The 25,148-nt window shown below is 74.4% G+C and carries 20 protein-coding genes, 1 tRNA gene, 1 pseudogene and 1 riboswitch; of the genes and pseudogenes, 17 read left to right on the forward strand and 5 right to left on the reverse strand.

Annotation, left to right across the window (positions count from 1 at the left end):
- The first annotated feature begins 121 nt into the window (after positions 1-121).
- The 6 genes from ACIQBJ_RS21605 (at position 122) to ACIQBJ_RS21630 (ending at position 8,885) form a co-directional block, all read left to right on the forward strand.
- Positions 122-2,263: an N-6 DNA methylase gene (locus ACIQBJ_RS21605; RefSeq protein WP_400712764.1), complete on the forward strand. Its 2,142-nt coding sequence runs from the start codon at positions 122-124 to the stop codon at positions 2,261-2,263.
- Between the two features lie 82 nt (positions 2,264-2,345).
- A complete protein-coding gene (locus tag ACIQBJ_RS21610; protein ID WP_400712767.1) occupies positions 2,346-2,966 on the forward strand; it encodes a hypothetical protein in 621 nt (206 codons plus the stop codon).
- Positions 2,963-4,573: a protein kinase gene (locus ACIQBJ_RS21615; RefSeq protein WP_400712770.1), complete on the forward strand. Its 1,611-nt coding sequence runs from the start codon at positions 2,963-2,965 to the stop codon at positions 4,571-4,573. Before ACIQBJ_RS21610 ends, ACIQBJ_RS21615 begins: the two co-directional genes overlap by 4 nt.
- Before the next feature lie 221 nt (positions 4,574-4,794).
- Complete coding sequence (locus tag ACIQBJ_RS21620; RefSeq protein ID WP_400712773.1) at positions 4,795-5,433, forward strand: SurA N-terminal domain-containing protein; 639 nt, start codon at positions 4,795-4,797, stop codon at positions 5,431-5,433.
- 126 nt (positions 5,434-5,559) lie between these two features.
- Positions 5,560-7,782, forward strand: coding sequence for a hypothetical protein (locus ACIQBJ_RS21625; RefSeq protein ID WP_400712776.1), 2,223 nt, complete (start codon positions 5,560-5,562; stop codon positions 7,780-7,782).
- Between the two features lie 104 nt (positions 7,783-7,886).
- The gene (locus ACIQBJ_RS21630) at positions 7,887-8,885 is read left to right on the forward strand and encodes a MazG family protein (RefSeq protein WP_400712779.1); all 999 of its coding nucleotides are present in this window, start codon (positions 7,887-7,889) and stop codon (positions 8,883-8,885) included.
- Positions 8,886-8,892: 7 nt separating this feature from the next.
- Here ACIQBJ_RS21630 and ACIQBJ_RS21635 read toward each other — a convergent pair whose 3' ends face one another.
- Positions 8,893-9,315 (reverse strand): SDR family NAD(P)-dependent oxidoreductase, encoded by a 423-nt coding sequence (locus tag ACIQBJ_RS21635; RefSeq protein ID WP_400712782.1) that lies wholly within the window; start codon positions 9,313-9,315, stop codon positions 8,893-8,895.
- Positions 9,316-9,470: 155 nt separating this feature from the next.
- Between ACIQBJ_RS21635 and ACIQBJ_RS21640 the strand changes: the two genes are divergently transcribed.
- The 7 genes and pseudogenes from ACIQBJ_RS21640 (at position 9,471) to ACIQBJ_RS21670 (ending at position 17,283) form a co-directional block, all read left to right on the forward strand.
- Positions 9,471-10,715 (forward strand): cytochrome P450, encoded by a 1,245-nt coding sequence (locus ACIQBJ_RS21640; protein ID WP_400712785.1) that lies wholly within the window; start codon positions 9,471-9,473, stop codon positions 10,713-10,715.
- A 231-nt stretch (positions 10,716-10,946) separates the two neighbouring features.
- A riboswitch (cyclic di-AMP (ydaO/yuaA leader) is annotated at positions 10,947-11,145 on the forward strand.
- Positions 11,146-11,148: 3 nt separating this feature from the next.
- Positions 11,149-11,844, forward strand: coding sequence for a transglycosylase family protein (locus ACIQBJ_RS21645; RefSeq protein ID WP_400712788.1), 696 nt, complete (start codon positions 11,149-11,151; stop codon positions 11,842-11,844).
- A gap of 216 nt (positions 11,845-12,060) precedes the next feature.
- Complete coding sequence (gene eno / locus ACIQBJ_RS21650; RefSeq protein WP_400712791.1) at positions 12,061-13,341, forward strand: phosphopyruvate hydratase; 1,281 nt, start codon at positions 12,061-12,063, stop codon at positions 13,339-13,341.
- 84 nt (positions 13,342-13,425) lie between these two features.
- Complete coding sequence (locus ACIQBJ_RS21655) at positions 13,426-13,881, forward strand: septum formation initiator family protein (RefSeq protein ID WP_400712794.1); 456 nt, start codon at positions 13,426-13,428, stop codon at positions 13,879-13,881.
- Positions 13,882-13,924: 43 nt separating this feature from the next.
- Positions 13,925-14,461: pseudogene (locus ACIQBJ_RS21660) on the forward strand (DUF501 domain-containing protein); the annotation flags it as partial.
- Positions 14,462-14,577: 116 nt separating this feature from the next.
- The gene (locus tag ACIQBJ_RS21665; RefSeq protein WP_400712797.1) at positions 14,578-15,513 is read left to right on the forward strand and encodes an exopolyphosphatase; all 936 of its coding nucleotides are present in this window, start codon (positions 14,578-14,580) and stop codon (positions 15,511-15,513) included.
- A gap of 399 nt (positions 15,514-15,912) precedes the next feature.
- Complete coding sequence (locus ACIQBJ_RS21670; protein ID WP_400712800.1) at positions 15,913-17,283, forward strand: NAD(P)/FAD-dependent oxidoreductase; 1,371 nt, start codon at positions 15,913-15,915, stop codon at positions 17,281-17,283.
- Between the two features lie 182 nt (positions 17,284-17,465).
- Here the strand turns inward: ACIQBJ_RS21670 and ACIQBJ_RS21675 are convergent, their stop codons facing one another.
- Both ACIQBJ_RS21675 and ACIQBJ_RS21680 read right to left on the reverse strand, forming a co-directional pair.
- Positions 17,466-17,930, reverse strand: a complete 465-nt coding sequence (locus ACIQBJ_RS21675) for a DNA-binding protein (RefSeq protein ID WP_400712803.1) — start codon at positions 17,928-17,930, stop codon at positions 17,466-17,468.
- A gap of 126 nt (positions 17,931-18,056) precedes the next feature.
- Positions 18,057-18,138, reverse strand: a tRNA-Leu gene (locus ACIQBJ_RS21680).
- Between the two features lie 349 nt (positions 18,139-18,487).
- Between ACIQBJ_RS21680 and ACIQBJ_RS21685 the strand changes: the two genes are divergently transcribed.
- Together ACIQBJ_RS21685 and ACIQBJ_RS21690 are read left to right on the forward strand one after the other, a co-directional pair.
- Complete coding sequence (locus ACIQBJ_RS21685; protein ID WP_400712806.1) at positions 18,488-19,261, forward strand: ABC transporter ATP-binding protein; 774 nt, start codon at positions 18,488-18,490, stop codon at positions 19,259-19,261.
- A gap of 48 nt (positions 19,262-19,309) precedes the next feature.
- A complete protein-coding gene (locus tag ACIQBJ_RS21690) occupies positions 19,310-21,880 on the forward strand; it encodes an ABC transporter permease (RefSeq protein ID WP_400712809.1) in 2,571 nt (856 codons plus the stop codon).
- Positions 21,881-21,958: 78 nt separating this feature from the next.
- Here ACIQBJ_RS21690 and ACIQBJ_RS21695 read toward each other — a convergent pair whose 3' ends face one another.
- Positions 21,959-22,483, reverse strand: coding sequence for a peptidylprolyl isomerase (locus ACIQBJ_RS21695; protein ID WP_400712812.1), 525 nt, complete (start codon positions 22,481-22,483; stop codon positions 21,959-21,961).
- A 170-nt stretch (positions 22,484-22,653) separates the two neighbouring features.
- Between ACIQBJ_RS21695 and ACIQBJ_RS21700 the strand changes: the two genes are divergently transcribed.
- Together ACIQBJ_RS21700 and ACIQBJ_RS21705 are read left to right on the forward strand one after the other, a co-directional pair.
- The gene (locus ACIQBJ_RS21700; RefSeq protein WP_400712815.1) at positions 22,654-23,559 is read left to right on the forward strand and encodes a Bax inhibitor-1/YccA family protein; all 906 of its coding nucleotides are present in this window, start codon (positions 22,654-22,656) and stop codon (positions 23,557-23,559) included.
- Positions 23,560-23,635: 76 nt separating this feature from the next.
- Positions 23,636-24,010 (forward strand): hypothetical protein, encoded by a 375-nt coding sequence (locus ACIQBJ_RS21705; protein ID WP_400712818.1) that lies wholly within the window; start codon positions 23,636-23,638, stop codon positions 24,008-24,010.
- 102 nt (positions 24,011-24,112) lie between these two features.
- Here ACIQBJ_RS21705 and ACIQBJ_RS21710 read toward each other — a convergent pair whose 3' ends face one another.
- Positions 24,113-25,090, reverse strand: coding sequence for a hypothetical protein (locus tag ACIQBJ_RS21710; RefSeq protein ID WP_400712821.1), 978 nt, complete (start codon positions 25,088-25,090; stop codon positions 24,113-24,115).
- Positions 25,091-25,148 lie beyond the last annotated feature (58 nt).

Below are 25,148 nucleotides of genomic sequence, written 5' to 3' on the forward strand. Positions count from 1 at the left end.
AACCCTCTTCTGTGAACAGTGTCAATGAGAAACAGAGAAACCTCTCTGTTCACGTGTGAACGTGCCCGGGTGGCCGTCTCGCTATGCTGTGTGGCCACACCAGCCGCGAAGGAGCCCGCCGATGCCGGACAGCCCCGAGGTCACGGCCGCCGAGATCGCCCGGCTGGCCGGGGTCGGCCGCGCCGCCGTCTCCAACTGGCGCCGCCGCCACCCCGACTTCCCGCCGCCCGCCGGAGGCAGCGAGACCAGCCCGACCTTCCGCCTCGACCAGGTCGAGCAGTGGCTGCGGGCCCAGGGCAAACTCGCCGAACTCCCGCTGCTGGAACGGATCTGGCAGCAACTGGAGACCCTCCGCGACCCCGACGGGCCCGCCCTCGCCCCGCTGGTCACCGCCGGCGCCGTGCTGCTCCTGCTGCACCGCGACCCCGCCGCCCGCACCGAACTCGCCGAACAGCCCGACACCCGGCTGGCCACCGCCCTGCCCAAGGCGCTGCGCCGCACCGCCGCCGAGGCGCTCGGCCCGGACGCCCCCGCCGCCCTCGGCCTGCCGCTGCTGGCCGGCGCCACCCACCTCGACCTGGCCCGGCTGCTGGCCGCCCTCACCGCCGACACCCCGCCCCCCGCCGCGTACGAGCAACTGCTCGCCCGGCACGCCGAGGCCAACCCCCGGCACCAGCCGCCGCTGCCCGCCGACACCGCTGCGCTGCTCGCCGCCCTCGCCGCCCCGACCGACGGCGACGACGACGGGGACACCGTCCTCGACCCGGCCTGCGGCACCGGCGGGCTGCTGCTGGCCGCCGGCGCCGCCGAACGCCGCGGCCAGGACCCGGACCCCGCACTGGCCGGCGTCGCCCCGCTCCGGCTGGCCCTCGCCCGGCCCGCCGACCGGCCCGGCCCGCTCCCGATCGAGGTCCGCGCCGGCGACGCGCTGCGCGCCGACGCCTTCCCCGGTGCCGCCTTCGCCACCGTGCTCTGCCGCCCGCCGTACAACGAGCGCGACTGGGGCCACGACCGGCTGCAGTACGACCCGCGCTGGCCCGGCGGCGTGGTGCCGCCGCGCGGCGAGTCCGAACTCGCCTGGGTGCTGCACTGCCTGGCGCACACCCGCCCCGGCGGCACCGCCGTCCTGCTGCTGCCGCCGACCGTCGCCTCCCGCCGGGCCGGCCGCCGGGTCCGCGCCGAACTCGTCCGCACCGGCGCGCTGCGCGCCGTGGTCGCGCTGCCCGCCGGCGCCGCCCCGCCCTACGGCGTGCCGCTGCACGCCTGGGTGCTGCGCGGCCCCGAACCCGGCGACGCCTTCCGGCAGGTGCTGCTGCTGGACGCCGCCACCGACGGCGGCCGCGAGCGGATCGACCGGGACGCCCTGCGCGCGGCCGTCCTGACGCCCTGGCGGGAGTTCGACCGGGCCGCCCGCACCGGCACCCCGCCGCCCGCCGACCGCCCCGGCCGGTACCGCGCCGTCCCCGCCCTCGACCTGCTCGACGACGAGACCGACCTCACCCCCGCCCGCCACCTGCCCGCCGCCCCCGTCGCGGCCGCCCCCGACGCGCTCGCCGGACTGCGCGAGCGCCTCACCGCCGAACTCGCCCGCCTCGCCGACCTGGACGCCGCGCTGCCCGCCGTCACCGCCACCGGCAGCGCCCCGCCCCCGCAGGTCGGCCTCGGCGAACTCGCCCGCTCCGGCGCCCTGGAGCTGTACCCCGCCGGCCAGGGCGCCCCCGCCCGCCCCGGCGGCCGCACCCCCCTGCTCACCGAGCCGGACCTGCAGTCCGCCGCCCCGCCGAGCGGCACCACCGACGCCACCGGCGCCGACGGCCCGACGGTCCGTCAGGGCGACGTCCTGGTACCGGCGCTCGGCGGCGAGGGCGCACTCGCCGTGCACGCCGGCAGCCCGTACCTCGGGGCCGCGCTCGGCCCCCGGCTGCACCTGCTCCGGCCCGACCCCGCCCTGCTCGACCCCGACTTCCTGGCCGGCCAACTGCGCGCCACCGGCGCCGGCCGCCGGGCCAGCAGCTACGCCTCCACCACCACCCGGCTCGACGTCCGCCGCTTCGAGGTGCCGCGCGTCCCGATCGGCCAGCAGCGGGCGCTGGGCGCGGCGTTCCGGCGGATCGCCGACTACGAGGCGGCGCTGTCCGCCGCGGCCGCCGGGGCCCGCGCGCTGACCCGGGCGCTCACCGACGGGCTGGCCGCCGGGGCCACCGCGCCCGCCGGTGCCGCCGGGGCCACCGGGGCCGGCACCGGACCGGCATCGACCGGGTAACGGGCATGGGACGGTTCGTCCGGTGACGGTAGCGTGGGCCCCGCACTGCCCCGCACTGCCCCGCTGTCACCGAGGAGCGCCCATGTCCGCCCGCGCCGCGTCCGGCCCCTACCGGACCTGGGTCACGGTGGTGTGCGCCGCGATCCCGGTGCTGACCCTCGGCATCCTCGGCATGGCGCCGTCCGTGGTGCTCGCCGTCGGCCGGCGGCGCCGGGCCGACATCGTCGGCGCGGTCGTCATCGGGCTGATGCAGCTGACGCTCTACATCGAGATGGGACTCACCCCCAAGGACGGCCAGATCAGCAACCTGGTCGGGGTGCTGATCCTGGTGCCGCTGTGGATCGGCACGCCGGTGCACTTCCTGCTGATGAACCAGCGCCGGTTCTGGCCGGCCGCCGAGGCCGCCCCCGCCGCCTACGGCTACCCGGCCGCCGCGCCGCAGGGCTGGCCGACGGCCGCCCCCGCCCACCCGACCGCCGGGTACCCGGCCACCGCCCCGACCGCGGCGTACCCGACCCCGGCACCGGCCTATCCGACCCCGGCCAACCCGTACCTGACGCCCTACCAGCCCGCCGCGCCGGTGCCCGCGCCCGCCGCCCCCGCGCCCGGCGCCCCGACGCCCGCGCCCGGCCAGACCGGGGCCGCCGAGCTGCGCGAACTCGGCGAACTGCTGCGCCGACAGGCCGGGGACGGACAGCCGTGAGCCGGGTCGTCGGCGGGCGCTACCGGCTGGCGGAGAAGATCGGCCACGGCGGGATGGGCCAGGTCTGGGCCGCCCACGACGAGCGGCTCGAACGCCGGGTCGCGGTCAAGCTGCTCCGCGCCGACCTGCTGCCCGGCGCGGCCGGGACCGGCCCCGCCGACAGCCGGGGCGACCTGCTGCGGCAGCGCTTCCTGCGCGAGTGCCGGATCGGCGCCGGGCTGGACCACCCCGGGCTGGTCACCGTGTACGACGCCGGGACCGACGGCGAGGAGCTGTACCTGGTGATGCAGCGCGTCCCCGGCCTCAGCCTCGCCGACCTGGTCGCCGAGGAGGGCCCGCTGCCGGTCGAGCAGGCCGTCGCCGTCGCCGGACAGCTCTGCGCGGCGCTCGGCGCCGTGCACGGGGCCCGGGTGGTCCACCGCGACCTCAAGCCCAGCAACGTGATGGTCCGTCCGGACGGGCGGGCGATCCTGCTCGACCTCGGCATCGCCGCCGCCCTCGACCCCGGCGCCACCCGGCTCACCCTCACCGGCAGCCCGCTCGGCAGCCCCGCCTACATGGCCCCCGAACAGGCGATGGCCGCCCGGGCCGACCACCGCAGCGACCTCTACGCGCTCGGCTGCATGCTGCACGAGATGCTGGCCGGCGGGCCCCCGTTCCCCGCCCCCACCGCGCTCGGCGTGCTGCGCCGCCAGGTCGACGACCCGCCCGTCCCGCTGCGCCGCCTGCGCGCCGAGGTGCCCGCCGCGCTGGAGGCGCTGGTGCTGCGGCTGCTCGCCAAGCGCCCCGCGGAACGGCCCGCCGAGGCCGCCGAGGTGCACGCCATGCTGCTGCCGATGCTGCCCGCGCCCACCGGCCGGGTCCGCACCCGGCTGCCCGCCGTCCCCGACCCCGGCGACCCCTACCGCTACCCGCACCACCCGCAGCCCGGCCACCCCGCCGAACCCCCGCCGCCCGCCGCCGCCGAGACCCTCCCGCCGCCGCACCCGGTCACCGGTCCGGTGGCCGCTCCCGTCCCCGCCCCCGCCGTCGACCCGGCCGTCGGGCAGGAGACGCTGGCCGGGGCCTGCGCCCGGCTCTCCGACCTGGTCGGCGCCGGACGGCACACCGAGGTGCTCGACCTGTCCGCCGCGCTGCTGCCCCGGGCCGTCGCCGAACAGGGCGAGGGCGCCCCGCTGGTGCGCACCGTCCGGGCGATCCGGGCCCGCACCCTGCTCACCGAGCGGCGCTGGGCCGACGCCCTGCCCGAACTGCGCCGACTCGCCGCCACCGCCGCGCCGGACGACCCCGCCGTCCTCGACCACCGCCGGCGCGCCGCCCGCTGCCTGGAACACCTCGGGCAGCCGGCCGAGGCGCTGGCCGAGTACCGCGCGGTGCTCGCCGCGCTCCCGCCCGAGGCCCCGGCCGGCCCCGAACTGCGCGAGCGGATCGGCCTGCTGCTGGCCGCCACCGGCCACACCGCGACCGGCTGGCAGACCCTGCTGGAACTCCTGCTGGAGACCGAACGCCGCCACGGCCCGCACCACCCCGACGTCCGCCGCCTGCGCGCCCACCTCGAACAACTCGGCGCCCACCGCACCAGTACCGCCAACCCCTACGCGGGCTGACCCGCCCCTCGGACGGGCGGCCGGACGGTCGATCGGACGACCGACCCGATGCGAACGGGCGTGCGGGCGAAGGGGGTTCGCGGTGGATCTCCGCGGCGCGTCCGTGCGCGGGGTCTGGCACCGGGCGGCGGGGCTCCCTATTGTTCGTCCCAGCCGTGCGCTTCCGTCGCACGCGCGCAGAGAGCACCACCGGACCGCGCTCCAGCCGCCAGGAGGCCCCAGTGATCCGCACCAGCTCCGCCCGCCGCCTGCGCGCCGCCCTCGGCGTCGCGGCCGCCGTCGCCGCGCTCACCGCCTGCGGCGCCGGTCCGGCCCGCCAGGGGGCCGCCGCCGTGGTCGGCGACGAGCGGATCACCGTCGCGCAGGTCGAGGCCCGGGTCGGGGCCGTCCGCGACGGCGTGGCCGCGCAGGCCGCCGCCACCGGGGCCGGCCGCGCCCAGGAGCAGCCCGGCCTGACCAGGCACGCCGTCTCCGACCTGATCCTGGCGAAGGTCGTCGACCGCGCGCTGACGGACCGTCACCTGGACGTCAGCGCGGCCGAGGTCGGCGCCGCCCGGGCCGGCGACGCCCGCACCGTCGGCAGCGACGCCACCCTGGTCCAGCTGCTGCTCGCCAAGCAGGGCGTGCCCGCGGACGGCATCGACGCCTTCTACCGGCGGCAGGTCGGCATCACCAAGCTGGCCGACGGCCAGGACCCGTCCGGCCCCGAGGGCGACGCCGCGATCCGCAAGGCCCTGGCCGACGCCGGGACGGCCCTGCACATCACCGTCAACCCGCGCTACGGCACCTGGGACGCCACCCGGATCGGGATGGCCGACAGCACCGAGGACTGGCTCCCGGCGAAGGCCGACCTCCAGTAGCGCCCCCGACGGCCGGGCCGGGCTCGGCCGGCCGGGGGACCGCCGCCGCGTGGTGGGACCGGGAGGCACCGCGGGCCGGTGACGCTGGGCACCTGCCCAGTCCCGCCGCCCGGTTGCGAGGTCCCCGTGCTGCACCGCCGTCCGTCCCTCCCGAGACTGCTGGGCGCGCTGTGCGCGGTCCTGCCGGTCGCGGGCCTGCTCGTCCCGCTCGCCGCGGCCCCCGCGGTGCCCGCCGTGCGCGGCGCGGGCACCCAGCGGCCGATCGGGCCCGCCCCCGCGGTGAACCTGCTGGCGCACGGCAACCTCACCATGGCGTCGAACTCGGTGCTGACCTGCGACTCCAGCGACGGCTCGGTCTGCAACGACACCGAGGGCACCAACAACAACCGCACCAAGTACGTGAAGACCGACCCGGCCGCCCCCGGCAACAACGCCTCCTCGGCGCAGCTGGAGGTCCCGGCCGGCGCGCAGGTCCTCTCGGCCCGGCTGTACTGGCAGTTCAACCCCACCAACACCAGCACCAACGGCACGCCGGGCGACATCGCCAAGGGCGACCGGGTGTCCTGGAAGGTCCCCGGCGCCGCCGGCTACCAGCAGCTGACCGCCGACACCTACGACTGGTTCGACCAGCAGGCCGGCGGCACCCCGCCGGAGCCACTGCTGGCCGGGGCCGGCGTCAAGGACGTCACCGCCGAGGTGCGGGCGGCCGGACCCGGCAGCTACACCGTCGCCGACCTGCAGGCCTGCGCCGGGCGCTCGTCCGCCGCCAACTGGGGCGGCAACAACGTCGGCTGCTGGGGCGGCTGGTCGCTGGTGGTGGCCTACGAGGACCCGGCCGACCCGCTGCGCTACCTCAACGTCTGGGACGGCTTCCAGCTGCTGCGCTCGCCCGACAACCTGGCCACCCTCACCCTGGGCGGCATCCGCACCCCCGCCACCACCGCCCCGCGGACCACCCTGGGCGTGACGGTCGGCGACGGCGACGTGCCGATCTCCGGCGACGAGCTGTCGGTCGGCCCCGACACCGGCGCGCTCACCCTGCTGCCGATGCCCGGCCCGGCCGGCGTCGTCACGGACAACGCCTTCACCAGCCGGATCGACCGGGTCGCCGCCGACGGCACCGGCAGCAACACCACCACCCGCGACCCGGCGCCGGTCAACAACTACGGCTACGACGCCCGCACCGTCGACGTCACCGGCAAGCTCCCGGCCGGCAGCAGCCAGGCCGTGCTGCGGATCAACGGCGCGGGCGACGCCCTGCACCCGCAGGCGGTCTGGCTGGCCGTGGACGCCCTCGAACCCGACCTGCGGATCACCAAGTCCAACTCCCCGGCGGGCAGCACCGACGACAACCCGCCCGGCGAGGTCGAACCCGGCGGCACCGTCACCTACACCTTCGCCGTCGAGAACAAGCACGCCGACGGCAGCAGCACCGACCTCGACACCGCCACCGGCGTCACCGTCACCGACGAACTCCCGGCCGGCGCCTCCTGCGAGGCCGGCTCCAACCCGGACTGCGCCGCGAGCGGACGGACCGTCACCTGCCGGGTCGCGGACCTCGCCCCGGGCGCCGCGACGAGCGTCTCCTTCCGGGCCACCGTCGACCGGGACGCCGCCGCCGGCACCAGGCTGGACGACACCGCCACCCTCGACTTCCGGGGCGTGCAGACCCAGCGGGCCCAGACCAGGACCAGCAACACCGTCCGCAACACCGTGGTCGACCGGCCCGCCTACCGGATCGAGAAGACCGCCACCCCGGCCACCGCCCGCACCGGCGACCGGATCGGCTACCGGATCACCGTCACCAACACCGGACGGGTCGCCGCCCCCGGCGTCGCCCTCGACGACGACCTGACCGCCGTGCTGGCCGGCGCCGTCTACAACGGCGACGCCGCCGCCGACCTCGGCACCGCCACCGTCACCGGCAGCACCCTGCACTGGACCGGCGACCTCGCCGTCGGCGCCACCGCGACCGTCACCTACTCGGTGACCGCCCGCACGGCCGGCACGCTCCGCAACACCGTCGGCTCCACCACCTACCGCAACAACTGCGGCGAGGGCAGCACCGACGCCGCCTGCCGGGCCGTCGTCACGGTCACCGCCCCCGACCCGACGCCCGAGCCGTCCCCCGACCCGACGGCCACCGACGAGCCGGGCCCGAGCCCCTCGGCGAGCCCCACCGGCAGCACCGCCCCGCAGCCGGCGCCCAGCCCGACCGCCACCGACGGCGGGTCCGAACTGCCCTCCACCGGCACCGCCGAGGCGCTCCCGCTGATCGGCCTCGCCGCCCTCGGACTCCTCCTCACCGGTCTGCTGGTCCTCGCCACCCGGGCCCGCCGCAGGCACTGAGCCCGGCACCCGACCGGGGGGCGCGGGAAACCGCGCCCCCTTCGCCGTCCCCGCTTCGCCGTCCCCGGACCGGCCCGTCCCGGCGGTCGCGTAAGTTCGGTCCCGTGGAGACTCCGAAGCTGATCCTGTTGACCACCACCCACCGCGTCGCCCCCGGCCTGCTCTCCTGGCCCGCCTGGGACGCGCTCCGCTCCGCGCCCGCCGTGCTGGTCGGCGCCGCCGACCACCCGCAGCTGCCCGCGCTGCGCGCCGCCGGGGTCGAGCCCCGGGTGGTCGAGCGCGGCTCCGCGCCCGCGCTGGCCCGGCACCTGCTGGCGCAGGCCCCGGCGGTGTGGCTGGAGAGCCCGGACGGCGACCCGGGGCTGACCGACGCGCTGGCCCGGATCGCGGTGGAGGAGGCCGGCGAGCACCCGGAGATCGAGGTACTGCCCGGCTCGTACGACCTGCCGGGCGCCCGGCTGCTCGACCTGGTCGCGGTGATGGACCGGCTGCGCTCGCCCGGCGGCTGCCCCTGGGACGCCGAGCAGACCCACGAGAGCCTGGTGAAGTACCTGGTCGAGGAGTCGTTCGAACTCGTCGAGGCGATCGAGGAGGGCGACCGGCCCACCCTGCGCGAGGAGCTCGGCGACGTGCTGCTCCAGGTGTTCTTCCACTCCCGGATCGCCGAGGAGCACGCCGAGGACCCGTTCTCGGTCGACGACGTGGCCGGCGACATCGTCGAGAAGCTGATGTACCGCCACCCGCACGTGTTCGGCGACGTCAGCGTCACCGGCTCGGCCGAGACCGAGGCCAACTGGGAGCAGCTGAAGGCCGCGGAGAAGCAGCGCGAATCGGTGCTGGACGGCGTCCCGGCGGGCCTGCCCGCGCTGGCGTACGCGGCGAAGCTGGTGTCCCGGGTGCGCCGGGCGGACTTCACCGGCGTGCCGGACGCGGCCTACGCGCTGCCCGCCGAACTCACCGCGGAGTCGGCGGGGGAGCTGCTGCTGGCGGTCGCGCAGCGCGCCCACGACCGGGGCGTGGACGTGGACGCGGCGCTGCGGGCGGCGGCCCGGCGCTACCGGTCGGCGGTCCGGGCGGCCGAAGGTCTGTCGGACGCGGGCTGACGGCCGGTCAGCCCGCCAGCGGGACGTCCTGGACGGGGCGGCGCTGGAGCGGCACGACGACCTCGCCGATCGCCTCGCCGACCAGGGCGAGCAGTTCGGCCAGCGGGTCGAGGTGGCGGGGCAGGTCGGCGAGCTGGACGATCCGCTCGCCGTCCGGCCCGGTCACCGCGAACAGGTCGATCGGGCCGAGGTGCTTGACGGCGGTGTCCACCAGGGCGGCGATGTCCGCGGGGTGGTGGATGTCGCCGGAGACGCCGACCACCGGGCAGCCGGGGCGGTCGAGTTCGGCGGCGAGGTCCTCGGCGGCACCGGGGCGCACGTCGGCGATCAGCAGACCGGCGGCGCCGGCGGCGGAGAACCTGCGGGCCAGGTCGGCCCCCGATCCTCCGTCGAGCACCGCGATGACCACCACTGCACCGGCTACTCGCATTGGTCTGCTCCCTTCACAGAGCGAACCCGTGGGCAGCCCGCACGCCACCCACTGTGGTTATCGGAGGATCGTAGGCGCGCCCCGACGCTCCGCAACAGGGAATACCCACCAGGTGACCAGACTCACGCGGCGGCGCTTCCCGATACGGTCAAGACATGCCAGACCAGCCCCATGACACCCGTCCGCCACTCTTCACCTGGGAGTTCGCCGCCGACCCGTACCCGGCGTACGCCTGGCTGCGGGAGTACGCCCCGGTGCACCGCACCACCCTGCCGAGCGGGGTCGACGCCTGGCTGGTCACCCGGTACGCGGACGCCCGGCAGGCGCTCGCGGACGCCCGGCTCTCCAAGAACCCGGCGCACCACAGCGAGCAGGCGCACCGCACCGGCCGGGTCGGCATCCCGGGGGAGCGGCAGGCCGACCTGATGACCCACCTGCTGAACATCGACCCGCCGGACCACACCCGGCTGCGCCGCCTGGTGTCGAAGGCGTTCACCCCGCGCCGGGTCGCCGAGTTCGAACCGCGGGTGCAGCAGCTCACCGACCGGCTGATCGACTCCTTCGCCGGGCGCGGCGAGGCCGACCTGATCCACGAGTTCGCCTTCCCGCTCCCCATCTACGCGATCTGCGACCTGCTCGGCGTGCCGCCGGAGGACCAGGACGACCTGCGCGACTGGGCGGGCATGATGATCCGACACACGGGCGGGAAGCGCGGCGGGGTCGGCCGCGCGGTCAAGCAGATCCGTGGCTACCTGGCCGACCTGATCCACCGCAAGCGGGCCGACCTCGGCGACGACCTGATCTCCGGCCTGATCCGGGCGAGCGACCACGGCGAGCACCTGACCGAGAACGAGGCCGCGGCGATGGCCTTCATCCTCTTGTTCGCCGGCTTCGAAACGACTATTAATCTCATCGGCAACGGCATGTACGCGCTTCTGCGGAACCCGGGGCAGCGCACCCTGCTCCAGGAGTCGCTGGGGCGCGGCGAGTCGGCCCTGCTGGAGACCGGCGTCGAGGAACTGCTGCGCTACGACGGCCCGGTGGAGCTGGCCACCTGGCGGTTCGCCACCGCGCCGCTGAGCATCGGCGGGGTCGAGATCCCGGTCGGCGACCCGGTGCTGGTGGTGCTGGCCGCGGCGGACCGCGACCCGGCGAGGTTCGCGGCCGAGAACACCCTCGACCTGGCGCGTTCGGACAATCCGCACCTCGGTTTCGGACACGGCATCCATTACTGCATCGGCGCCCCGCTGGCCCGGCTGGAGGGGCAGCGGGCGATCGGCAGCCTCCTGACCAGGCTGCCGGACCTCCGGTTGGCGGCGGATCCGGCCGAGCTGCGCTGGCGGGGCGGACTGATCATGCGCGGGTTGCGCGACCTCCCGGTCTCCTTCGCGCCCCGCTGACGCCGTTTCAGCGGCCCCAGGCCGCCGCCCCCTTGGGTCGGCGGCGCGTCCGGCCGGGGCGCATTCCGCATCCGCACCATGGACAAACCCGGACATATGAGGATGTTTTGTGCACGAGAAGTGAGGGTGCGTAATTTCGGCGTGATTGCGGTGATATGAGCTTGTGATCCCCCGTCAGCTCTGCCTAGTCTCCGAACTGCCCGCAGCCGTGGGCCCCGAACGCGGCACGCCGAGTCCTGTCCGCCGCGTCCCCGGGCCACCGAACAGGTACCGGACAGGAGTGGGGGAACCAGTGTGAACGCCGTCGTCCCAACGGCTTGGGGTGAAGCCGCCGGGGAGCGGACGCGACCGCGTCCGGTCCCGCCGGCGGCCGGGCCAGCCTCCCGGTCCGAACCCGACAGCTCACCCCGCAGGCGTGCGGAGAGGAAGTCCCGTGCTGTTCTCCTCCAACGGTCGCCACCGCCGTAGTACCAAGGCCGAGAAGTTCGTCGCCGCCGCCGGCGTCGCTTCGATCGGCCTGGCCCTGCCCCTGCTCGCCGCCACCCAGGCGGCAGCCGCACCGAGCGACGTCTGGGACCGGGTGGCCCAGTGCGAGAGCGGCGGCGACTGGAACATCAACACCGGAAACGGGTTCTACGGCGGCCTGCAGTTCACCTCCTCCACCTGGCGCTCCTTCGGTGGCGCCCAGTACGCGCCCCGCGCCGACCAGGCCGGCCGCGCCCAGCAGATCGCGGTGGCCGAACGGGTGCTCGCCGCGCAGGGCCCCGGCGCCTGGCCGGTCTGCTCCAAGCGCGCCGGCCTCGTCAGGGGCGGCGCCCCCGCCGACGCCGCCTCCCGCGCGCAGGAGCGCCCGGCCGCCCCGCGGCCCGCCAAGCCCGCCGCGCCCGCCAGGCCCGCCGCCGCCGAGCCGGCCGCGCCCGCCCCCGCGCAGACGCCCGCGCCGCAGGCCGCCGCCCCGCAGGCCGCGCCCGCCGGTGGCGGCTACACCGTCCAGGACGGCGACACGCTCTCCGGGATCGCCACCGCGCGGAACCTGGCCGGCGGCTGGGAGTGGCTGTACGCGGCGAACCGCGCGGTGATCGGCGCCGACCCCGACCTGATCGAGCCCGGACAGCTGCTCGCGCTCTGACCCCGCCGGCTCCCGGCTGACGCTCCGTCCACTCCGGGCGCGCGCGGCGCAGTTCGCGCCGCCCGGGGCGGCGGGGCGGTCGGCATTCAGGTGAACTACCGGTGAGTAGCCGGGCCACACCGTGAGACGGGGCCCGGCCGGACGTGGCCGGGGAGCGGTGTGCGGCTAGGCTCAGGTCGTAACGACCACACATCCGCTTCCGCTAGGAGATGCCTCGTGCCGTCCATTGATGTCGTCGTAGCCCGTGAGATCCTCGACTCCCGCGGCAACCCCACGGTCGAGGTCGAGGTCGGTCTCGACGACGGCAGCACCGGTCGCGCGGCCGTCCCGTCGGGTGCCTCCACCGGCGCCTTCGAGGCCCTGGAGCTCCGCGACGGCGACAAGAACCGCTACTTCGGCAAGGGCGTCGAGAAGGCCGTCCTCGCCGTGATCGAGCAGATCGGCCCCGAGCTGGTCGGCTACGACGCCACCGAGCAGCGCCTCATCGACCAGGCCATGCTCGACCTGGACGCCACCCCGGACAAGTCCTCGCTCGGCGCCAACGCCATCCTCGGCGTCTCGCTCGCCGTGGCGCACGCCGCCTCCGAGGCCAGCGACCTGCCGCTGTTCCGCTACCTGGGCGGCCCGAACGCCCACGTGCTGCCCGTCCCGATGATGAACATCCTCAACGGCGGCTCGCACGCGGACTCCAACGTCGACATCCAGGAGTTCATGATCGCCCCGATCGGCGCGGAGTCCTTCTCCGAGGCCGTCCGCTGGGGCGTCGAGGTCTACCACACGCTCAAGGGCGTGCTGAAGGAGCGCGGCCTCTCCACCGGCCTGGGCGACGAGGGCGGCTTCGCCCCGAACCTGGACTCCAACCGCGAGGCCCTCGACCTCATCACCGAGGCGATCAAGAAGGCCGGCTACACCCCGGGCAAGGACGTCGCGCTCGCCCTGGACGTCGCCGCCTCCGAGTTCTTCAAGGACGGCGCCTACCGGTTCGAGGGCAAGGCGCTCTCCTCCGCCGACCTGATCGCGTACTACGCCGAGCTGGTCGCCGACTACCCGCTGGTCTCCATCGAGGACCCGCTGGACGAGTCGGACTGGGACGGCTGGAAGGCCATCACCGACGCGATCGGCGACAAGGTCCAGCTGGTCGGCGACGACCTGTTCGTCACCAACCCGGAGCGCCTGCGCAAGGGCATCGAGACCGGCACCGCCAACGCGCTGCTGGTCAAGGTCAACCAGATCGGCTCGCTCACCGAGACCCTGGACGCCGTCGAGCTGGCCCAGCGCAACGGCTACCGCTGCATGATGTCGCACCGCTCCGGCGAGACCGAGGACGTCACCATCGCCGACCTCGCCGTCGCCACCAACTGCGGCCAGATCAAGACCGGCGCCCCGGCCCGCTCCGAGCGCGTCGCCAAGTACAACCAGCTGCTGCGCATCGAGGAGATCCTCGACGACGCCGCCGAGTACGCGGGCCGTTCCTCCTTCCCGCGCTTCAAGGGCTGAACAACCGCTTGATGTGACCGGTGCCCCGGCCCCCACCGCGTAGGGTGGGGCCGGGGCACCGGCATGCGCAGGAGGGGCGAGCAGATGGCCAAGTGGAGGATTCCCGGACTGGCGGCGCGACCGCGCTTCACCAGCCGGGCCACCGTGCTGGTGCTCGTGCTCTGCTCGCTGGTGGCGATACTCGCCTACCCGGCCCGGCAGTACATCGCCCAGCGCGGCGAGATCGCCCAGCAGCGCGCCAGGGCCGAGCATGCCCGCCAGCAGGTCGACGAGCTGCGCCGGGAGAAGGCCCGCTGGCAGGACCCGGAGTACGTCAAGGCGCAGGCCCGGCAGCGGCTGCACTACGCGCTGCCCGGCGAGACCCCGTTCGTCTCGGTCGGCCCGCGGCCCGCCGCCGGCGACCGGCCCTCCTCGGCGGACGCCGCGCCCGGACAGCCGAAGGCCCTGCGCCCCTGGTACACCACCCTCTGGGACTCGGTGGACGCCGCCGACGCCGCCGCGCCGCCCGCGCGCGGCTGGCCGCCCGCCGAGCGCCCCTGACGCCCCGTCACTTGCCCCCGTCCCCCTGACGAACAGACCCCTGATGAGCAACCAGAACCCTCCCGCGTCCGACGCCCCCGACGTGTCCGACCGCGACGTCGCCGCCATCGCCGCCCAGCTCGGCCGGGTGCCGCGCGGGCTGCGCGGCGTCGCCCACCGCTGCCCCTGCGGCAACCCGGACGTGGTGGAGACCGCGCCCCGGCTGCCCGACGGCACGCCGTTCCCGACGCTGTACTACCTGACCTGCCCGAAGGCCGCCTCGCTGATCGGCACCCTGGAGGCGGACGGCATGATGAAGGAGCAGACCGCCCGGCTCGCCGAGGACCCGGAACTCGCCGCCGCCTACCGGCGGGCGCACGAGGACTACATCGCCCGCCGGGACGCCGTCGAGGTGCTGGAGGGCTTCCCGAGCGCCGGCGGCATGCCGGACCGGGTCAAGTGCCTGCACGTGCTGGTCGGCCACTCGCTGGCGGCCGGCGAGGGCGTCAACCCGCTCGGCGACGAGGCGATCGGCCTGCTGGAGGAGTGGTGGGCCAAGGGCCCCTGCGTCAGCCCCGCCGAGGTCGACGCCGCCGGTGAGCGGGTGGCCCGCAACCGGGCCAAGGACCAGGACCACGCCGCGGTGATCGCCGCCAAGGAGGCGCTGAGCGCCGAGCGGGCGGCCCGGAAGGCCGCGACCGAGGAGGACGGGGAATCGTGACCGCGACCCGGGTCGCCGCGATCGACTGCGGCACCAACTCGATCCGCTTGCTGATCGCCGACCTCGACCCCGGGACCGGCGAGATCGTCGACCTGGACCGCCGGATGCTGATCGTCCGGCTCGGCCAGGGCGTCGACCGGACCGGCCGGCTGCACCCCGAGGCGCTGGACCGCACCTTCGCGGCCTGCCGCGAGTACGCGGAGGTGATCGCCGCGCACGGGGTCGCCCCGGACCGGGTCCGGATGGTCGCCACCTCCGCCTCCCGGGACGCCGAGAACGCCGCCGAGTTCACCGCCGGCGTCAAGGAGATCCTCGGCGTCACCCCGACCGTGGTCAGCGGCGAGGAGGAGGCCCGGCTCTCCTTCACCGGCGCCACCCGGGAACTGCTCGGCGGCCCGCACCGCCCGCCGTACCTGGTGTTCGACCTCGGCGGCGGCTCCACCGAGTTCGTGCTCGGCGAGCGGGAGGTCCGGGCCGCGCACTCGATGGACATCGGCTGCGTCCGGATGACGGAGCGCCACTTCGCGGGCGGGCAGCCCACCGAGGCGCAGATCGAGGCCGCCCGGGCCGACATCCGGGCCGCCCTGGACACCGTTGCGGCCGTCGTCCCGCTGGACACCGGCGCCACCCTGGTCGGCCTGGCCGGCACCGTCACCACGGTCGCCGGGATCGCCCTGGAGCTGCCCGGCTACGAGTCCGAGCGGATCCACCACGCGGTGCTGGACGTCCGGCAGGTCCGGGAGACCGCCGAGTGGCTGCTGCACTCCTCGCACGCCGAGCGGGCCGCGATGCCCGTGATGCACCCCGGCCGGGTGGACGTGATCGCGGCCGGCGCGCTGGTGCTGCTGGAGGTCATGGAGCGCACCGGGGCGGCCGAACTGCTGGTCAGCGAGCACGACATCCTGGACGGAATCGCCTGGTCGATCGCCTGACCGGGCCCGCCGGGAGGCCCGCCGCGGGCCTCCCGGCGTGTCGCGCCGAGAACCTTCGTGAATTTCTTCACATGGCATTCCAGCCTTTCGACCGAGCCGGGTGTCCGCTCCGTCCGAAATGTGGGACCGAAGGTGCCGCTGGCGGGTTGCTCATGGGATCGCAGGCCACCCGGCGTTCATCCGGAGGAAATCGAAACCCCACTCGGGAACCCGCGCCCCACAAGGATCGTTGCTGCTCAACGCGGCCCTCGACGCCGGACCGGGTCCGGCGGGGCGGCGGCGGGGGCGCGGAGACCCCTCCGGGGCGAAAGTGTGGGCGCGCAGTGTAGCACCCGGTGTCCAGAGGCTTGTGATGGGCCTCACGAACGGCCCATCGGGAGGGGGTGGATACTTTCGGATATGAGCACCACGGAGCGTCCTCGCATCCTCATTGTCGGCGGTGGTTACGTCGGCCTGTATGCCGCGATGCGCATCCTCAAGAAGATGCGCTACGGCGAAGCGACCGTCACGGTCGTCGACCCGCGGTCGTACATGACGTACCTGCCCTTCCTTCCCGAGGCGGCCGGCGGCAACGTCGCGCCCCGCAACCTCGTCGCACCGCTGCGCAGCGCCCTGAAGAAGGCGGAGGTGCTCACCGGTCACGTGACCGAGGTGGACCACGCCCGCAAGGTCGCCACCATCCAGCCCGCGGCCGGCGAATCCTACGAACTGCCCTTCGAGTACCTGGTCGTGGCGACCGGCTCGGTCTCCCGCACCTTCCCGATCCCGGGTCTGGCGGAGCACGGCATCGGCATGAAGACGGTCGAGGAGGCGATCAGCCTCCGCAACCACGTCATGGCGCAGCTGGACAAGGCCGAGTCCACCGCGGACGAGGACGTCCGGCGCAAGGCCCTGACCTTCGTGGTCATCGGCGGCGGCTTCGCCGGCATCGAGACGGTCGCCGAGATCGAGGACATGGCGCGCGACGCCGCCAAGATCTACAAGACCGTCAGCCGGGACGACATGCGCTTCGTCGTGGTGGAGGCGGCCAACCGCATCCTCCCCGAGATGGGCCCCGACCTGGGTCTGTGGACCAAGGGGCGGCTCGAGGAGCGCAACATCGAGGTCTACATCGAGACCTCGATGGACTCCTGCGTCGACCAGCACGTGGTGCTGAAGAACGGCATGGAGTTCGACGCCTCCACCATCGTGTGGACCGCGGGCGTCAAGCCCAACCCGGTGGTCAACCGCTTCGGCCTCCCGCTCGGCCCGCGCGGCCACGTGGACACCGCGGCGACCCTCCAGGTGCAGGGCTTCGACTACGTGTGGGCGGCCGGCGACAACGCCCAGGTCCCCGACCTGGCCGCCGGTGAGGGCGCCTGGTGCCCGCCGAACGCGCAGCACGCGGTCCGCCAGGCCGCCGTCCTCGGTGACAACGTCATCGCGGGCATGCGCGGCTTCCCGCAGGCCGAGTACAAGCACAAGAACCTCGGCGCGGTGGCCGGCCTCGGCCTGCACAAGGGTGTGGCGATCCTGTTCGGCAAGGTCAAGCTCAAGGGCCGCCTGGCCTGGTGGTTCCACCGCGGCTACCACGGCGCGATGGTCCCGACCATGAACCGGAAGATCCGCGTCTTCACCGACTGGACCCTCGCGATGTTCCTCAAGCGCGAGACGGTCGGCCTCTCCGAGATGGAGAAGCCCTTCGACGCGTTCCAGGAGGCGACCGGCCCCGCGCCGAAGCCCGCGGTCGCCGCGGCCGAGCCGAAGAAGGAACTCGCCGCCAGCAAGTAGGAACGACCAGACCCGACCAGGCGTCGGGGACGAGTCGGAGGCCCTCCGCCCGGCAGCGCCGCCGGACCACGACCTCCGTGGTGCTCAGCCGGTTCCGTTACCGGGCGGAGTACAGCAGGCAGTTGACGAAGGCCCTCACCCCGCCCGGGGTGGGGGCCTTCGCGCGTCCCGGCGCCGGGCGGTCAGTCCTGGCCGGTGGGCACGGTCCGTGCGGCCAGCCGCTCGGCGCGCTGGCGGGCCGCCTGCGGCGTGCCCAGGCCCAGGCCGAAGGCGAGGTCCTGCCAGGTCATCCCGCGGCCGCGGGCCATCTTCAGCAACCCGGCCTCCAGTTCGTCGAGTTCGGCCCGCACCAGCGGCAGCAGGGTCAGCGCGGCGGTGAGGTCGGCCCGGTCCACCTCCGGCTCGCCGTCCTCGGCCAGCGCGGCGCCGCTGAGCAGGAAGGCCACCAGCCGCACCGCCTCGTGCGGGCCGGGCAGCACGGGGTTGGTCTGCCGCCCGCGCTGCTCGGGGGTGGCGGCGTGCCGCTCGGCGATCCGGAACAGCGCGGCGGGCACCCGCCGGGCCCGATCGGCCTCCGGGTCGGGCCGGTCGAAGGGGGCGGCGTCGGCGGCGTCGGCGGCCGCGGGCGGCGGGGGAGTGTCGGGCATGGCGACAGGATGCCCGGGGCAACGGGGCAGCGTCAACCTTCCGTGTTGAACGCTCCGTTCAACCGTGCTGCCGCGAGCGCCCGTGACCGGATCATCACCGCAGGTCACGAAGGGTGGGCAGGGGAGTGCCCAGAGCCGGACTCGAACCGGCACGGCCTCACGGCCAGGCAGTTTTAAGCTGCCCGTGTCTGCGTTCCACCATCTGGGCCTGGGACCGCGTCGAACTCGTCCCCGAGCCTAGTCGGCCCGGTGGCGATTTCGCATATTTCCGGGCCCGGAAGTTGTCATGCTTCCATGACATCTGACGAAGCGTCTGTCATTTCGGCCACCGTCCGGTGCTTCTCGGCCACCGTCGGTCGCGGCCCGCCGTCGGGGACGGGGTCATACCGGAGGAGGAGAGGCGCGCGGCGGCCGTACGCCTGGGGGCGGTGGGACAACCGTTCGGCGGGGCGACGAACGGGGCGGTCGCCGCCGGGAGGATGGAGTAGCGGTCGGATCAGGTCCACGGCCACCGCAGCGTGACGAACCCGGCCATCCTCGGAGAAGGAGTCCCCACCGTGAGCACCTCGACCGCGTACGCAGCCCACACCGGTCTGGCGGCGGCCCGCGCCAACGGTCTGAACAAGGTCTACGGCGAGGGCGAGACCCGCGTCGTCGCGCTGGACGACGTCTCCGTCGCCTTCGGCCAGGGCGAGTTCACCGCGATCATGGGGCCCTCCGGCTCCGGCAAGTCCACGCTGATGCACTGCATGGCCGGCCTGGACAAGGTCAGCTCCGGCTCGGCCACCATCGGCGACACCGAGCTGGTCGGGCTGAAGGACAAGCAGCTCACCAAGCTCCGCCGGGACAAGATCGGCTTCATCTTCCAGGCGTTCAACCTGCTGCCCACCCTGACGGCGCTGGAGAACATCACGCTCCCGATGGACATCGCGGGCCGCAAGGTCGACCAGCCCTGGCTGGACCGCGTGGTCGAGACGGTCGGCCTGTCCGGCCGGCTCTCGCACCGCCCCGCCCAGCTCTCCGGCGGCCAGCAGCAGCGCGTCGCCTGCGCCCGTGCACTGGCCTCCAAGCCGGAGATCATCTTCGCCGACGAGCCCACCGGCAACCTGGACTCCCGCTCCGGCGCGGAGATCCTCTCCTTCCTGCGCAACTCGGTGCGCGAGCTGGGCCAGACCGTCGTGATGGTCACCCACGACCCGGTGGCCGCCTCCTACGCGGACCGCGTGGTCTTCCTCGCCGACGGCCGGATCGTCGACGAGCTGGCCAACCCGACCGCCGACACCGTCCTCGACCGGATGCGTCGCTTCGACGCCAAGGGCCGCACCAGCTGACGGCCCGTCAGTCGCCGAACCGACCGCCACCACCCCAGGACTGACCCCATGTATCGCACCGCACTGCGCAACGTGCTGGCCCACAAGGGCCGACTCCTGATGACCGCGCTCGCCGTCATGCTCGGCACCGCCTTCGTGGCGGGCACCCTGGTGTTCTCCGACACCATGGGCCAGGCCATGCGGAACAGCTACTCCAGCAGCTTCTCCGACGTCTCGGTGCTGGTCTCCAGCCACGGCGGCGGCGACCGGGGCGGCCCCGGCGAGGAGCCCCAGCCGCGCGAGAAGGACGACAAGTCGCTGACCGACGCGACGGTCAAGGAACTGGCCGCGCTGCCCGGCACCGACCGGGCCCGCGGCGTGGTCACCGGCTTCACCGGCGTCGCCGACAAGAACGGCAACCTGATCGGCGAGGCGTACGGCGCCCGCGGCGCCAACTTCGCCCCCGACGCCTCCGGCGCCGACCCGCGCTACCCGATGGCCGAGGGCCGCGGCCCGCGCAACGCCGGCGAGATCGCGCTGAACAAGCAGGCCGCCGACAAGGCCGGCTACCACGTCGGCGACAAGGTCCGGGTGGCCGGCAACGGCGCCGCCGAGGACACCACCCTCACCGGCGTGTTCACCACCGACGACCCGCAGGTCAGCTCCGGCGGCACGCTCGCCCTGATGGACACCGCCACCGCCCAGCAGCGCCTGCTGCAGCCCGGCCGGTTCAACTCGGTGGTCCTGACGGCCAAGGCGGGCACCTCCGAGGCCCAGCTGCTCGACCAGGCCAAGGGCAAGCTGGCCGAGGCCGACTACACCCTGCAGACCGGCCAGCAGCTGAAGGACGAGCAGACCAAGATGGTCGCCGACTCGATCAGCGGCCTGAAGACCATGCTGCTGGTGTTCGCCGGCATCTCGCTGTTCGTCGGCATCTTCATCATCGTCAACACCTTCACCATGCTGATCGCCCAGCGGATCAAGGAGCTGGCCCTGCTGCGCGCGGTCGGCGCCAGCCGCGGCCAGGTCACCCGCTCGGTGCTGGTCGAGGCGCTCGCCATCGGCGTGCTCGCCTCGCTGGCCGGCCTGCTCGCCGGCGTGGGCATCGGCGCGGGCCTGCAGGCCCTGCTGCACGCCTTCAACGACGGCATCCCGACCGGCTCGCTGGTGATCGCCCCGGCGACGATCGTCGGCACCCTGGTCACCGGCGTCGTGGTGACGGTGCTCTCCGCGCTGCTGCCCGCGGTCCGGGCCTCCCGGATCCCCCCGGTGGCGGCGATGAGCAGCGGCGACCAGCCCACCACCCAGCGCGGCCTGGTGGTCCGCAACAGCATCGGCGTGCTGCTGGCCGGCGCCGGCCTCGGCCTGATCCTGTCCGGCGCGAACAGCACCGGCTCCGGCGCCCGGACCAAGCTGGAGCTCGGCGCCCCGCTGACGCTGATCGGCGTGTTCGTCCTGCTGCCGCTGCTGTCCCGCCCGGTGATCGCGCTGGTCGGCCCGGTGCTGGCCAAGGTGTTCGGCACTCCCGGCAAGCTGGCCCGGCTGAACGCGGTGCGCAACCCGCGCCGGACCGCCACCACCGCCGCCGCGCTGACCATCGGCCTGACGCTGGTCACCGCCCTGACGGTGATCGGCAACTCGGTCACCTCGGCGGTCACCTCGATGGTCGGCGGCTCGCTGAAGGCCGACTACGTGGTGGCGATGGCCAACCACCGCGAGCTCTCGCCCGAGCTGGCCCCGCTGGTCGCCAAGGCGAACGGCGTCAAGGCCGCCAGCCAGGTCGACAACGTCTGGTGGCAGCTCGGCGACACCGGCAAGGACAAGGCCATCGAGGGCTACGACGCGGACGCCTTCGACCAGTTGGTCAACCTGACCATGCAGTCCGGCTCCACCGCGGCGTTGAAGCAGAACCAGATCCTGGTCAACGACGAGGTCGCCCGCGACCAGCACCTCGCGGTGGGCTCCACCGTGCAGGCCAAGGTCGACGACAGCACCACCGCCACGCTCACGGTCGGCGGCGTGTTCGAGCGCAACGACGGGGTCTCCCCGATCGTCGCGCCGAACAAGCTGATCGAGCAGTACGACCCGAACCCGCTGGTCCAGCAGATCCTGGTGAAGGGCGTCGACGGCCCCTCCGACGCGCTCAAGCAGTCCATCAAGGACGCCACCGGCCGCAACCCGGTGATGGAGGTGCAGACCAAGAAGGACCTGGTCGACCAGTTCAGCCGGATCATCTCGACCATGCTCAACCTGATGTACGGCCTGCTCGGCATGGCGGTGATCGTCGCGGTCCTCGGCGTCATCAACACGCTGGCGATGTCGGTGTTCGAGCGCAAGCGCGAGATCGGCATGCTGCGGGCGATCGGCCTGGAGCGGCGCGGCATCAAGCGGATGATCCGCCTGGAGTCCGTGGTGATCTCGGTCTTCGGCGCCTTCATCGGCGTCCTGCTCGGCTGCTTCCTCGCCTGGGCCTCCACCCGGGTGCTCGCCTCCGACCTGAAGGGACTGACCACGGTGATCCCGTACGGCAGCGTCCTGCTCTTCCTCGGCCTGGCCGCCCTGGTCGGCATCGTCGCCGCCCTCTGGCCGGCCCGCCGGGCCTCCCGGATGGACATCCTGAGCAGCATCAAGACCGACTGACGCCGCTCCGGCCCGCACGCGCGGACGCCGCCCCTCCCCGGCCGGGGAGCGGGCGGCGTCCGCGCGTGCGGGCCCGGGTCAGCGGGTCTCGACCACGACCTTCTCGATCACCACGTCCTCCAGCGGCCGGTCGTTGCGGCCGGTCTCGACGCCGACGATCGCGTCCACCACCTGCTGGCTCGCCGCGTCCGCGACCTCGCCGAAGATGGTGTGCTTGCCGGTCAGCCAGGTGGTCGGGCCGACCGTGACGAAGAACTGCGAACCATTGGTGCCCGGGCCCGCGTTGGCCATCGCCAGCAGGTACGGCTTGGTGAAGGCGAGGTCCGGGTGGAACTCGTCGGCGAACTCGTAGCCCGGGCCGCCGGTGCCGTTGCCCAGCGGGTCGCCGCCCTGGATCATGAAGCCCTGGATCACCCGGTGGAACACCGTGCCGTCGTACAGCGGCGCGTTGCTGGGCCGCCCGGTGTTCGGGTCGATCCACTGGCGCTCGCCGGTCGCCAGCTCCACGAAGTTCTTGACCGTCTTGGGCGCGTGGTTCGGCAGCAGCCGGACCACGATGTCGCCCTTGTTGGTCTTCAGGGTGGCGTACAGCTCCTCGGCCATCGGGGGCCGCCTTTCTGATCGTGCGTCACGTGCGGAACCCACCCTGCCCGCTCGGCGGCCCTCCGCGCAGCCGACACGGAATCCTCCTCACGACTGACGCGGAATACTTTGCCAAACCATTACTCTTGTGCTCTGTGTGGGTGGTGCCGTGCCGCCCCGGAGGGAATGTGATGAGAAGCAGGAACCCGGTCTTCTCGCGGGAGGGGTCCTTCACCCGCGACGACCAGCACGCGGGATTCGGCACGCAGACGGCCGCGCAGCCCGGGCACGCGTACGGCGCCCCGGCGGCCGGCGGCCCGTACGGCGGCAACCCGTACGACAACAACCCGTACGGCGGCCCGGCCGCCGAGGTCGGGACGCCGACGGACGCCCAGCTCGCCGAGATGTACGGCGCCCCGTCCGCGGGCCCGCTGCAGACCGGCCGGATGACCATGGACGACGTGGTCGCCCGGACGGCCATGACGCTGCTGACGCTGGTCGCGGCCGGCGCCGTCGCCTGGTTCGCCCTGCCGATGGACAACTTCGCCCCGGCGATCGGCGCGGCCCTGGTCGCGATGGTCCTCGGCCTGGTGATCAGCTTCAAGCGCAGCGTCAACCCGGGGCTGATCCTGGCCTACGCCGGGCTGGAGGGCTTCTTCCTCGGCGCGATCAGCAAGGCCTTCGAGATGTACAAGCCGGGCATCGCCATCCAGGCCGTGCTCGGTACCGCCGCGGTGTTCGCCGCGACGCTGATCGCCTACAGGAGCGGTCGGATCAGGGTCACCCCGCGGTACACCCGGATCGGCATCTCGATCGCCCTCGGCTTCATGATCCTGATGATGGTCAACCTGGTCGCCATGGTGTTCGGCGCGGACTTCGGCCTGCGCTCGGGCCCGCTCGGCATCCTGGTCGGCCTGGTCGGCATCGCGCTCGGCGCCTTCTTCCTGACCCTCGACTACGCCGAGATCGAGCAGGGCATCCGCCAGGGCGCCCCGGAGAAGGAGGCCTGGCGGGCCGCCTTCGGCCTGACGCTGTCGCTGGTCTGGATCTACCTGGAGATGCTGCGCCTGATCGCCATCCTGCGCGGCGACGACTGACCCGCGGCGCTGCCCCGGCGGGCCCCGGAGGAGCGATCCTCCGGGGCCCGCCGGCTTTTTGGCTACCCTCGGGGCCATGTCCGAGCACAACCCTGAGCACAGCCCCGCGCACGATCCCGCCCGTGCCCCCGCCGCCCCCGAGCGGCTGAACGCCGCCGCCGACCGGCTCGCGGACCGGTTCCGGGCGATGCCGCAGAGCCGCCTGCTGGCCCCCGTTGAGGGCCACCCGTCCCGGGCCGCGGCCGCCCTCGCGCTGGCCGGCCGGCTGGCCGTCGCGGCCCGCGCCCTGGAGGGACTGCCGCCACTGCCGGTGCCTGACTGCGGGGTGTTCGCCGTCGGCGACCAGATCGCCGTCACCGGACACGACCTGGCCCTCGCGGCCGCCGACCGCCCGGCCGAACTGGCCGCCGCGCTCGCCGACCTCGACCGCACGGACCGACTCACCGCCTGACGGGGCGTCAACCCGCCCCCGGGGCACGGCGAAGGGGCGCCGACCGGTGCGGGCAACCCCTTGCCGCGCGGTCGGCGCCCCTTCGCGGGCGTCCCGGGTGGGTCAGATCGAGGCGACCACCCGGTCGGCCAGGACGTAGACCGCCTCGTCGTCGGTGGAGAAGGTCAGCGAGTACGAGCCGGAGAACCGGGAGCCGCCGAGCAGCCGGACGTCCTCGCCGGCCCGGACCGCGTCGATCAGGCGGTAGGCGGCCTCGCGGTCACCGGGGGCGACGCAGAGCGTGGTGCCGTCGGCGAAGGCGTACACGTCCAGGGTGCCCAGCGGGCCCGGGCGGACGTCGGTCAGCGCGACGCAGTCCTCGGCCAGCGCGGCCAGCCGGTCGTCGGTCCACTCGCGGGACGGGGTCGGGCTCGGCACGAAGTCGGGGTGCGAGGGGTGGCGGCGCGGGTCCGGCGCGGCGGCCGGCTCGGCCTCGGCGTCCAGCAGCCCGGCCTCCAGGCCGGTGGCCAGCAGGTCGGCCTCCCGGCGGGCCCGGACGTCGCCGCCGGCGGCGGGGGCCGGGAAGCTGCCGCCGTCGGAGGGGGCCGGGAAGCCGCCGCCGTCGGCGGGGACGGGGAAGCCGCCGCCCTGCGCCGGGTGGCGCGGGCCGTCGTGCCCGGGAGCGGCCGAACCGCCGTCCACGGGGCCCTCCTTGATCAGGTCCTCCAGCGCGCTGCGCAGCGCCTCGCCGAACTCCGGGTCCATCACCCCGCCGTTGTCCACGGCCTCCTGCGGGCCGGTCGGGCGCGGGAAGAAGATCGGCCAGTCCTCGCCGACCGTGGTGAACGGGGTGTCGAACAGCGGGGAGTCCTCGGCGGCCCGGGCCTCCTGCTCGGCCCAGAACGCCCGGGCCTCGGTGATCTCCCGCTCGCGGTCGGCGGCCAGTGCCTCGGCGACGGCGCGGCGTATCAGCGCCTCGTCGAACTGCGGGGCGGGTCGGGCGGCGGTGTCCAACTTCCGTGCCAGGGCACGGAGGTGGAGCAGGACGGCGGCGGACAGGACGATCAGGACCAGCAGCAGGGAGAGGAAGACGGCGCTCACGGAACGTACTCCCAACGAGGAGCGGAACGGGGTTACGTCTCCACACTGCCGTATCGGC

This window comes from Kitasatospora sp. NPDC088391, from assembly GCF_044753345.1.
GTDB lineage: Bacteria > Actinomycetota > Actinomycetes > Streptomycetales > Streptomycetaceae > Kitasatospora.